Raw genomic sequence first — 10,700 nt, 5'->3', positions numbered from 1 at the left:
AGATGTGTATAAGAGACAGGGCCTTCTCCGCCCGCCCGTCCTCGGCTCCTAATGTCGCGCCGAGGGCGGCGCCCGGCAGCTCTCTCGACCCTGGGGTGGGTTGGTGGGAAAAGCGACGCTCGCCACGTATCGCGTGCCGCTCTCCGTGCTGCCTACCGCTTCCCGCCCGCGTGAGGGTGTTTCACACGGAGACGGCATCCGCCCGGGTCGCGGGCGTTGCTTGGGCCACGCGACCCCTCCGTGTTTGGGAGAGCCGTCGGCCGCCACCCCAACCACGGGCGAAGCCGGGCCACAAAAAAACCCGCCGTGAGGCGGGTTCTTCGAAGTCAGGAAACGCTGCGCGTTGAACGCGGTGCGTTACTTGATCTTGCCTTCCTTGTATTCCACGTGCTTCCGGACGACGGGGTCGTACTTCATGAAGACCATCTTTTCCGGCGTGTTCTTCTTGTTCTTGGTGGTCGTGTAGAAATGACCGGTGCCCGCGGTGGAAATCAGGCGGTGCTTATCGCGCTTGCTTGCCATGGTTCGATCTCCTTAGATCTTTTCGCCGCGGGAACGGAGGTCGGCCAGCACGGCTTCGATGCCGTTCTTGTCGATGGTGCGCAGCGCGTGGTTGGAAACGCGGAGCTTCACCCAGCGGTTCTCGCTGGCGACCCAGAAGCGGCGCTCGTGCAGGTTCGGCAACCAGCGGCGACGGGTCTTGTTGTTCGCGTGCGAGACGTTGTTACCGGTCTGCACACCCTTATTGGTGACTTGGCATCTACGGGCCATGGTGGCCTCCTCTAGATTCGTTGGACCATCCTTTGGCCAGGACGGCGACGGCCCAGCCGCGACCCGGGAAACGGGTCGCCACGCGATGGCTGGCGGGTGGAGCGCTTCCGCCGATGGGGCCCGCATCGCATGACGGGCCTGCCCGACGTGTCGGGTCGGCATAGGGAAGCCGGGCATTCTCTCAGAATCCCACACGTTGGCGCAAGCCGGACTGTGCGGCGCGGCGGGTTGTGTGAAACAATCCCCGCTTTCGTGCCACTGGCACGCAATCAGACCACACGACGCCTTTTCGAGGACCACGCAATGGCAGAAATCACCGCCAACGGCCAGGCCGGCCAGCCGCAGCTCGTGCTGCAGAAGATCTATGTGAAGGACGCCTCCTTCGAAGCCCCGAACGCCCCCCAGGTGTTCCAGGAAATGGGCGAGACCGAGGCCCAGCCCCAGGTCCAGCTCAACCTCGGTCACAAGGCCGTCGACCTCGGCAACGATCTCTTCGAAGTCGTGCTCAGCCTCACGCTCACCTGCAACCTGGGCGAGCGCACGGCTTACCTGGCAGAAGTGCACCAGGCCGGCATCTTCGGTATCGGCGGCTTCACCAATGACGACCGCGACGGCATCCTGGGCTCGTACTGCCCGAACCTGCTGTTCCCGTATGCGCGCCAGATGGTGTCGTCCATGATCCAGGAGGGTGGCTTCCCGCCGTTCCTGCTCCAGCCGATCAATTTCGATGCCCTCTACGCCGAACAGCAGCGCCAGCAGCTCGAAGGCGCCGGGGCCCATCCGCTCAACAGCTGAGCGATGAGTCCCACTTCCCGACCCACCGTCGCCGTTCTCGGCGCCGGGTCATGGGGGACCGCACTGGCCGCGCTCCTGGCCCGTAACGACGTCCCCACGCGATTGTGGGGACGCGATGCGGAAGCCTTGGCGGCCATGGCGTCGGCAAGGCGCAACCTGCGTTACCTGCCCGATCTCGACCTGCCGCCGGAGCTCGTATACGAGGCCGATCTCGCCACCGTGCTGCGCGGTGCCGACATCGTCCTGCTGGTCGTGCCCAGCCATGCGTTTGCCGCGTTGCTCGACCAGATCGTGCCCCTGCTCGATCCTGGCGCGAAGGTTTCGTGGGCCACCAAGGGGTTCGAAACCGGCACGGGTCGTTTCCTGCACGAACTGGTCGACGAGAAACTGCCGGGGCGGCCCGCGGCCGTGGTCACCGGTCCGTCGTTCGCCCGCGAGGTGACCGCCGGCCTGCCCAGCGCCGTGACGGTGCATGCCACGGACGAAGCCTTCGGCAAGGAACTGGCCGTGCTCCTGCACGCACCCAACTTCCGGGCCTATACGGGTAACGACATCCTCGGTGCCGAACTCGGCGGCGCGATGAAGAACGTCCTCGCCGTCGCCACGGGGGTCGCCGACGGCATGGAACTCGGGCTCAACGCGCGGGCTGGCCTCATCACCCGTGGCATGAACGAGATGCTGCGCCTCGGCGTGGCGCTCGGCGCGCGCGCGGAAACCCTGATGGGCCTCGCCGGCCTGGGCGACCTGGTGCTTACCTGCACCGGCGACCTGTCGCGCAACCGGCGCCTGGGCCTCGCCCTGGGCAAGGGCATCCCGCTCGACGAGGCCGTGCGCCAGATCGGGCAGGTGGTCGAAAGTGTCGTCACCGCCGACGAAGTGGCAAGGCTGGCAGGGTTCCACGGGCTGGATTTGCCGATTTCGGCCGCCGTGCGCGCCGTGCTGCATGGCGAGGTCACGCCGGCCGAAGGTCTGCGCGCGCTCATGGGGCGCGAGCAGAAGGCCGAGTATCCGGTCGACCTGTTTCCGCACCGCCGCGGCTGACGGCCACGGCATCTCCCCGCTCGCTGAACCGGGGCGGTCCGTCGGGTAAAAAATCCTACGGGTTCCTTCTCCCGCCTTTGCTAAGCTTCCTGTTTTGGTCGCGCGGGCGGGAACGCTACGGATGCATCAGCCGGACGACAAGCGCAGGCGGGACGACACGGCGGGATCGCTCCCGCAGGCATGGCGGCGCGCACTCGACGAACCGGTCATCGCGGTGCCCGCCGATAGCATGGTGCTTGGCTTCTTCCTCGAAGGCGTCAACGACGACCACGAGCCGGCGGCCCACCTGGATGTCGCGCCCGTCCTTCTCACGGTAGGTGCGGACGGCCGTTATTCGCGGCCCTTGCCGCTGGACAGCCGCCATCTGTCCGACACCTCGTTGAGCGTGAACGAGAAGCGCCTCGCCGCCACGCTGCTGGGCTTGCCGCAAACCCTGCGCAAGAGCCGCAGCTACGCCCGGTTCACCGGCGCGCTGGGCGACCAGCTGTTGGCCGAGGTGCTCGACTCCGCGCCTTGCTTCTTCGGTGGCGTGGCCGGATTGCAGCTGTCACGGGGCAAGCCCCAGGCACTGCGCTGGCGCTGGCACCTGGAAAAGGACGGTAGCCAGAAGTTGCTTCCCGATGTTCCGTCCAGCCAGCGCCTGTTCCGCGTCGGCTCGCTCTGGTTCCTCGACGCCGAACATGCCGAGGTGGGGCTGCTGGAGAGCGCACCCGCGGAAACCACGTGGCTCGACCTGCCGCCCTTGCCGCCGGAACACACCGCGGCGTTTCGTGCGGAGATGGAGTCGACGCGCATGGGTCCGCGCGTGCCCGAGCCGCAGGTCTTCGGCGAGATGCGCCGTGCGGAGGTCTCGCCGCGTCCCGTGCTGGTCCTGCACGCCTTGACGCGCCACGCGCGACTGGCTGCCGGTACGCCGCCGCTGGCCTACGGACGGCTCGCCTTCGACTATGCGGGCGAGCGTCTGCCGGGGCGGGGCGGCGAGCCGCTGGTCCGGCGCGTGCGCAACGGCACCCTGCTGGAAATCAGCCGCCGTCGCGCGGAAGAGCTGGCCTCCATGGAAAACCTCGAGAACGCCGGCCTCAATCCGGCGGTGGATACCGAGGGATTGCCCTGGGACATGGCCGATACCTTGCCGGAAGACGCCTGGCTCTTCCCGGGCAAGGGATACGCCGGTGCGCTGGAAGTGAACACGCCCGCTCGCTGGCTGGCGTTGCGGCCCAAGCTCGAAGCCGATGGTTTTGTCCTCGAGTACGCCCCGAGCTTCCCGTTCGAAGTGCTCGAAGGACCCGTGCGCTGGTATGGCCAGGCGCACGAGGACGACGCCGACCGGGCCTTCGACCTCGAGATCGGCATCGAGATCGAAGGGAAGCGGGTGAACCTGTTGCCCGCCGTGGCGCAAGCCCTGGCCGAGCATCAGCTCAGTCTGAGTCCATCACCGGGCGAAGCAGAGGATTCGGTCTGGTACGCGCCGGTGGACGAGCGCCGCCGCGTGCCGGTTCGCCTGAAGGAATTGCGCGGCCTGCTCGCCCCGCTTGCCGAATATCTCGAGAAGCCGCGCCAGCAACTGCATTTGCCGCGCGTGCAGGCGGGCCGCCTCGAGGAACTCGCGCAAGCACTGCCCAGCGGAGGCTCGTTCGAGGCGCCCGAACGCCTGCGTGGCTTCACCAAGCGCCTGCGCGAGGCGGCCGAACGCGCCAGCGACATCGTGCCGGCCAGCCTGCGCGCCGAGCTTCGTCCTTATCAACGCGACGGCCTGCGCTGGATGAACGCGCTCGCCGAAGCCGGTACGGGTGGCGTGCTCGCCGACGACATGGGCCTGGGCAAGACCTTGCAGTTGATCACCCACCTGCTGGCGCTCAAGGAAAGCGGAGGGCTCGCCTCGCCCGCCCTGGTGGTCGTGCCGACCAGCCTCGTTCCCAACTGGATATCCGAGGTCGCGCGTTTCGCGCCGGAACTCACGCTCCTGGCCTTGCATGGTCCTCAACGCGCCGAGACCTTCACGCGCATCGCCGAGCATGACGTGATCCTCACCACGTATGCGCTGCTGCCGCGCGACGTCGAGACGCTGAAGAAGCAGGCGTTCTCGCTCGTCGTGCTCGACGAGGCCCAGCAGGTGAAGAATCCACGCACGCAGGCGCGACGCGCGTTGCTGACACTCAAGGTGCCCCGTTGCCTGTGCCTCACGGGCACGCCGCTGGAAAACCACCTGGGTGAATTGTGGTCGCAGGTGGATCTCGCCGTGCCGGGGCTGCTGGGCGACGAAGGCGCCTTCCGCCGGCACTATCGCCTGCCGATCGAGAAGCACCAGGACATCGAATGCCAGGAGCGGCTCAATCGCCGCATCGCACCGTTCATCCTGCGCCGCACGAAGGCGCAGGTCGCATCCGAATTGCCGGCCAAGACCGAGATCACTCGCCGCGTGGTGATGGAACCGAAACAGCGCGATCTCTACGAAAGCCTGCGCCTCTCCCTCGCGGAAGAACTGCGCGAGGTGATAGCGCAACGTGGCATCGCGCACAGCGGCATCGTCGTGCTCGATGCCCTGCTCAAGTTGCGCCAGGTATGTTGCGATCCGCGATTGGTGAAACTGGAAGCCGCGCGCGGCGTGCGCGACTCGGCGAAGTTCGAACTCCTGATGGACATGCTTCCGGCGCTGCTCGCGGAAGGCCGCCGCGTGCTGCTATTCAGTCAGTTCACCGAGATGCTCAAGTTGATCGCCGGCGAACTCGATCGCCGTCGGATCAGCTACGTCACGCTCACCGGCGAAACGCGCGACCGCGCCGAACCCGTGCAGCGTTTCCAGAACGGTGAAGTGCCCCTGTTCCTGCTTTCGTTGAAGGCGGGCGGTGTCGGCCTCAACCTGACCAGCGCCGACACGGTCATCCACTACGATCCCTGGTGGAATCCCGCGGCCGAGGCGCAGGCGAGCGACCGCGCGCACCGCATCGGCCAGGACAAGCCCGTCTTCGTGTACCGGTTGATCACGGCCGGCACGGTGGAAGAGCGCATCGAAGAGTTGAAGGCGCGCAAGGCCGAACTGGCCGATGCCGTGCTCGAGGGCGGCGGCAGTCGCGAACGCCTCAGCTTCGACGAAAGCGACCTGGACGCGCTGCTGGCGCCGTCCGCCTGATTCATTCGTGAGAGCCGACCATGGTGGGAGCCGACCTTGTCGGCGATCCCGCGGCAGCGGGCCAGGTCGAGGCAAGCACCCATCGCCGACAAGGTCGGCTCCCACAAGAGCCTCCCACACAGCTTTCTTTCCCCGAGGGGAAGGCGACTAGCTCAACGACGCAGCGGCGTGCCGCCAGCCTCGACGATAGCCAGTGCGGTGCCACCGATCAGGCCCGGCTCCGGATTCATGATCGCCTGGGTCGGTACGGTTTCCATGGTGTCGCGGAAACGGCCCTTGGCCTCGAAGCGCTCGCGGAAATTGCCCTTCTGGATCCACGGCAGGAGGATCGGGGTCATGCCGCCGGTGAGGTACACGCCGTCCCATGCGCCCAGCGTGAGCACGAGGTCGCCGGCGACGCTGCCGAAGATGCCCGCGAAGGTCTCCACGGCACGTCCGCACATCACGCAGCTTTCGTCCGTGGCGCGACGGGTGATTTCTTCCGGCGTGATGGTTTCATCCGGCTTCTGGCCGGAGATCTCGCAGATGGCGGTGTAGAGGTTCACGAGGCCGGCGCCGCTGATCAAGCGCTCGTTGGAGACGCGGCCATAGCGAAGGTTGAGCACCTTCAGGATCTCGATGTCTTCCGCGCTGTGCGCGGCGAAGCCGGCGTGGCCGCCTTCGGTCTGCAGCACGCTCACCTTGTCGCCACGGATCAGCAGGCCACCGACGCCCAGGCCGGTACCGGGGCCGACGACGACGAAGGTCTGCTCTTCCTTGCTGCCGATCTTCGGAATGGCCGACTTGCCTACCTGGACCAGGTCGCGGTGGCCGCTGGCGTCTTCCTTGTCGGTCATCAACATCACCGCCATCGACTGGGCGGCGAAGTCGTTCACCAGGTGGACCCATTCCAGGTCCAGCTCCTTGGTGAGGTTCTTCGCTGAAATGGCCCAGGGATTGTTGGTGACCTTCACCGTCTCGCCGTTATCGATACGGCCGGCGGCGGCGATGATGGCGCGTTGCGCCTCGTGGCCGGTTTCCTTGAAGTACTGCTTGGCCGCGTCGCCCAGGGAGGCGTAGTCCTTCACGTGGTAACGCCGGATGCTTTCCTGGATAAGTGGTTGATCTTCATCCGGATGCGCGATACCGAAGCGCACGTTGGTGCCGCCGAGGTCGGCGAGCAGGGTCGGCGCCGGGGCGCTAACGTTGGCCATGTTGTAAAACCTGTCGTGTCACGGAAGCACGCAAGGGTGCCTCGCGCGGGGGCTGGCGTCTAGTGAGGGCTTGTCCTGCGGCTCTTCACGAGGCCCGGGAATTCCGACACGCGACGGTGGAAACCGACACTTTGATGTAAACGATTACGTCGGCAGAATACCGCATTGTCCGGATCAATGTCAGGCATCGCCTGACAGACCGGAACCCAACGGGAGAGTAAGTGATGGCAGCGGTTCGCCTCGACAAGGTGCGCAAGGTATATCCGAACGGGCACGTGGCGCTGAAGGAGGCGAGCTTCGACATCGCCGATGGCGAATTGCTGGTACTCGTCGGGCCGTCCGGTTGCGGCAAGACGACCCTGCTGCGAATGATCGCCGGCCTGGAATCGATCTCCGGGGGAACCATGACGATCGGCGACCGCGTGGTGAACGACGTCCCGCCGAAGGATCGCGACATCGCGATGGTCTTCCAGAACTATGCGCTGTATCCGCACATGACGGTGCGCGAGAACCTCGGCTTTGGCTTGCGCCTGCGGGGTGCGCCGAAGGAGGAGATCGACCGTCGCGTGACCGACGCATCCGCCATGCTCGGGCTCGACGAACGCCTGGAGCATCGTCCCGCGGCCCTCTCGGGAGGCCAGCGGCAGCGGGTGGCGCTGGGTCGCGCGCTGGTTCGCGATCCCGCGGTATTCCTGCTCGACGAGCCGCTGTCGAACCTCGACGCCAAGCTGCGCCTGTCCACCCGCGTGGAGATCGCGCGTATCCACCGGCGCCTCGGCGCGACGATGGTCTACGTCACCCATGACCAGATCGAGGCGATGACGCTCGGCCAGCGCATCGTGGTGCTGAACGGGGGCGTCATCCAGCAGCTCGACACGCCGATGAACCTCTACAACAAGCCGGCGAACCTGTTCGTCGCCGGTTTCCTCGGCAGTCCCGCCATGAATCTCTTCCACGGCACGCTGCGCCGCGCCGATGGCCTGCGCCTGGAAATGAAGGGTGGCTCGTTCGAACTGGGCACCGATTCGCCGCTGCTGGCCACGCATCTCGACAAACCGGTGATCGTGGGCGTACGGCCCGAAGACCTGTTGACGGTGGCGGACCACCCGGGAATCGCGGAACGCCTGCATGCGCACGTGGATGTCGTCGAGCCGGTCGGCAACGAGGTGTTCCTCAACATGCGCCACGGCGATGACGAACTCGTCGCGCGCGTGCCGCCTCACACGACGATCCAGCCGGGCAACGACGTGGCCCTGGGATTCCAGGCCGAGCGGTTGCACTTCTTTGACCCGGAGAGCACCGCGCGTATCGACGTGTGAGTGCCGTCGCACGGGCTATTGTGAATAAGAACCATTCTTATTAAGATGCGCTGACCCGGCCGCCAGCCGGAGGCACACGACCTCCTTCGCAAGCTCCCGATTTGTGCCGCCAGGCACGACATCTGCGAAGGAAGCATCACGTGCTGCGAAAGAATGCCCTCGCCGCGCCGATTGGCGCGGTATTCCTTTGCGTCGCCGGCGCTCACGCCGCGGACGCTCCCGTGCGCGACGGCGCCGACGACCTGCCACGCATCACCGTCACGGCGATCGGCTCGGCGTTTCGTTTCGACGTGCCGGCGACAGTGTCGGTGATCGACCGTCAGAAGATGGACAGGCACCTCGTCGTCGACATACGCGACCTGGTGAAGTACGAGCCGGGCGTATCGGCCGTGGGTACCGCGGGACGCTGGGGGCTGGACAGCTTCAACATCCGTGGCCTCGACGGAAATCGCGTCGCCATCCTCACCGACGGCGTGGCCGCTTCGAGTTCATTCGGTTTCTCCACGACGGGCATGCGCGCCGGCCGCAGCTTCGTGGACCCGGACACGTTGAAAAGCGTGGAGATCGTCAGGGGACCCGCCTCGGCGCTCGACCCTTCCGATGCCCTGGGTGGCACGGTGCGCTACGTCACGAAGGATCCCGCCGATTACCTGCGCGACGGCAGGGATGTCTACGTGTCCGTGAAGGAACGCTATGGAAGCGCCGATCGTTCATTCGGTACCTCCTTGACCCTCGCGGGCGGCACGCCCACGAACGGCATCGTGTTCGTGGCCGATCACCGTGAAGCCCACGAACCGGACAACAAGGGCGGCATCGACAGTGCCGATTACCTGCGCACACGGCCCGATCCGCTTACCCAGGATACGACCAGCGTATTGGCGAAGTACGTTCATGTCGCGCCATCGGGGCGGGAAGATCGCGTGACCGCCGACCTGTATCGCAACGACGTGAACACCAACGTCCTGAGTGCTCTCGGCCAGGCCGGCACCACGCGGCTGTCGAGCGATACCGCGCAAGACCGCGCCACGCGGGCGCGCCTCTCGGTCGGACAGCGCTATGCGAACATCGACCTGGGAATCGCCGATCGCCTGGAATGGGATGCCTGGTGGCAGAAGTCCGAGACCGAATCGACCACGCGCACGCGGGCCGATGTGCCGTCGCGGGGTGCGACCTATGATCGTCTCTACCTGAGTGACCTGGACGAACGCCTCTTCGGCGGCAAGCTGACCCTGTACAAGACGGTGGACGGTGACGTCCAGCAGCGTATCGCCTACGGCGTCGAAGCGACGCGTACCACGCCGACAGGCCAGCTTGGTGGTGAAGGCCGGGACGTGCGCACGGGCATCGTCTCCAGCAGCGCACCGTACATGCCCGAGAGCTATCCGCTGCGTTTCTTCCCGCCCAACGACACCGACCGCTACGCCGTCTTCGCACAGGACGAGATCGTCTTCCTCGATGGCCGCTTGCGCATCGTTCCCGGCGTGCGTTGGGATCGCTATACGTTCAAGCCGGATCGCGACGACCCGTATTTCGACGGCTCGTTCGTGCAGGGTGGCCTGGGCGAGGTGCGCAGCAACCGGTTTTCGCCGAAGCTCGGCGTGACCTATGCGATGAATGACGCCATCGAGGTCTACGCGCAATACGCGCAGGGCTTTCGCCCGCCGTTGTACAACGAACTGGCGGTGGCGTGGGGGACGCCGCGGCTGTACGGCATCGTGCCCAATCCTTCGCTCAAGCCGGAAACGAGCAAGGGCGTCGAGATCGGCGTGCGTGGCAACGGGGAACTCGGATACTTCAGCGCCAGCGCCTATTACAACCGGTACCGCGATTTCATCTTCGGTGGTTACACCCTCGATCGTGGCCAGTGGCCGCAATGGGCACTCGACCAGAACCTGCTCATCGTGATGCAGGCGGTGAACTTTCCCAAGGCGACGATCAAGGGCGTCGAGGCCTCCGCCGGGTTGACCCTGGGTGCCTTGAGCGATGCGCTGCAAGGCTGGCGCATCGAAGGCAACCTGGCCGCGGCCAAGGGCGACAAGCAAGTCTACGGTGCCTCCGGTTGGTCGCCGCTCAACAGCGTGGACCCGCTCACCGCCGTGCTCGGCGTTTCGTACAACGCCAGGAGCTGGGGCGTCGAACTGATCGGCAAGGGCGTGCGGCGCAAGTCGCGCCTCGACAGCTCCACCGCTTTCCAGGCACCGGGCTACGCCACGCTGGACCTGTATGCGCACTGGAAGCCGACCAAGGCCCTGGAATTCAGCGCCGGATTCACCAACCTCACCGACCGCAAGTACTGGGACTGGGGATCGCTGCATGGAGGGGTGCTGGCCAACGTGGGCAGTACCGATGGCGGCGGCGTCGACGATGCGCAGGTGCGCAACGCGCAGATCGATCGATTGACCATGCCCGGCCGCGCCGTCGCGGTGTCCGCCCGCTACACCTTCTGAGGAA

8 protein-coding genes are annotated in these 10,700 nt (G+C 66.1%); 5 read left to right on the top strand and 3 right to left on the bottom strand.

Annotation, left to right across the window (positions count from 1 at the left end; genetic code table 11):
- Positions 1-357 precede the first annotated feature (357 nt).
- Together rpmG and rpmB are read right to left on the bottom strand one after the other, a co-directional pair.
- Positions 358-522, bottom strand: a complete 165-nt coding sequence (gene rpmG / locus ACR9ZJ_RS11235) for a 50S ribosomal protein L33 (protein WP_036109728.1) — start codon at positions 520-522, stop codon at positions 358-360.
- A gap of 12 nt (positions 523-534) precedes the next feature.
- Positions 535-771 carry a 50S ribosomal protein L28 gene (gene rpmB / locus ACR9ZJ_RS11230; protein ID WP_089981369.1) on the bottom strand — a complete coding sequence of 79 codons (237 nt, stop codon included), beginning with the start codon at positions 769-771 and terminating at the stop codon, positions 535-537.
- A gap of 303 nt (positions 772-1,074) precedes the next feature.
- Between rpmB and secB the strand changes: the two genes are divergently transcribed.
- The 3 genes from secB to ACR9ZJ_RS11215 all read left to right on the top strand — a co-directional run bounded on the left by secB (position 1,075) and on the right by ACR9ZJ_RS11215 (position 5,737).
- Positions 1,075-1,566: a protein-export chaperone SecB gene (gene secB, locus ACR9ZJ_RS11225; RefSeq protein ID WP_306848085.1), complete on the top strand. Its 492-nt coding sequence runs from the start codon at positions 1,075-1,077 to the stop codon at positions 1,564-1,566.
- A gap of 3 nt (positions 1,567-1,569) precedes the next feature.
- Positions 1,570-2,607 (top strand): NAD(P)H-dependent glycerol-3-phosphate dehydrogenase, encoded by a 1,038-nt coding sequence (locus ACR9ZJ_RS11220; RefSeq protein WP_481281771.1) that lies wholly within the window; start codon positions 1,570-1,572, stop codon positions 2,605-2,607.
- A 121-nt stretch (positions 2,608-2,728) separates the two neighbouring features.
- Positions 2,729-5,737, top strand: a complete 3,009-nt coding sequence (locus ACR9ZJ_RS11215) for a DEAD/DEAH box helicase (protein WP_481287798.1) — start codon at positions 2,729-2,731, stop codon at positions 5,735-5,737.
- Between the two features lie 152 nt (positions 5,738-5,889).
- Here ACR9ZJ_RS11215 and glk read toward each other — a convergent pair whose 3' ends face one another.
- Positions 5,890-6,930, bottom strand: a complete 1,041-nt coding sequence (glk, locus tag ACR9ZJ_RS11210; protein WP_306848078.1) for a glucokinase — start codon at positions 6,928-6,930, stop codon at positions 5,890-5,892.
- 224 nt (positions 6,931-7,154) lie between these two features.
- On the opposite strand from glk, the gene ACR9ZJ_RS11205 reads away from it, so the two are divergent.
- Both ACR9ZJ_RS11205 and ACR9ZJ_RS11200 read left to right on the top strand, forming a co-directional pair.
- Complete coding sequence (locus ACR9ZJ_RS11205) at positions 7,155-8,249, top strand: ABC transporter ATP-binding protein (RefSeq protein ID WP_481281769.1); 1,095 nt, start codon at positions 7,155-7,157, stop codon at positions 8,247-8,249.
- Positions 8,250-8,389: 140 nt separating this feature from the next.
- On the top strand, positions 8,390-10,696 hold the full coding sequence (locus ACR9ZJ_RS11200) for a TonB-dependent hemoglobin/transferrin/lactoferrin family receptor (RefSeq protein ID WP_481287797.1): 2,307 nt from the start codon (positions 8,390-8,392) through the stop codon (positions 10,694-10,696).
- Positions 10,697-10,700: the final 4 nt, after the last annotated feature.

The organism is Luteibacter sp. KNZ12-1A (assembly GCF_056755675.1).
Note: the sequence above shows the minus strand (reverse complement) of the source record. Positions and strands in the feature narration are given on the sequence as shown.

Coding starts and splice junctions, on each gene's coding strand:
- rpmG (WP_036109728.1), bottom strand. CDS start 522: ATGGCAAGCAAGCGCGATAAGCACCGCCTGATTTCCACCGCGGGCACC.
- rpmB (WP_089981369.1), bottom strand. CDS start 771: ATGGCCCGTAGATGCCAAGTCACCAATAAGGGTGTGCAGACCGGTAAC.
- secB (WP_306848085.1), top strand. CDS start 1,075: ATGGCAGAAATCACCGCCAACGGCCAGGCCGGCCAGCCGCAGCTCGTG.
- ACR9ZJ_RS11220 (WP_481281771.1), top strand. CDS start 1,570: ATGAGTCCCACTTCCCGACCCACCGTCGCCGTTCTCGGCGCCGGGTCA.
- ACR9ZJ_RS11215 (WP_481287798.1), top strand. CDS start 2,729: ATGCATCAGCCGGACGACAAGCGCAGGCGGGACGACACGGCGGGATCG.
- glk (WP_306848078.1), bottom strand. CDS start 6,930: ATGGCCAACGTTAGCGCCCCGGCGCCGACCCTGCTCGCCGACCTCGGC.
- ACR9ZJ_RS11205 (WP_481281769.1), top strand. CDS start 7,155: ATGGCAGCGGTTCGCCTCGACAAGGTGCGCAAGGTATATCCGAACGGG.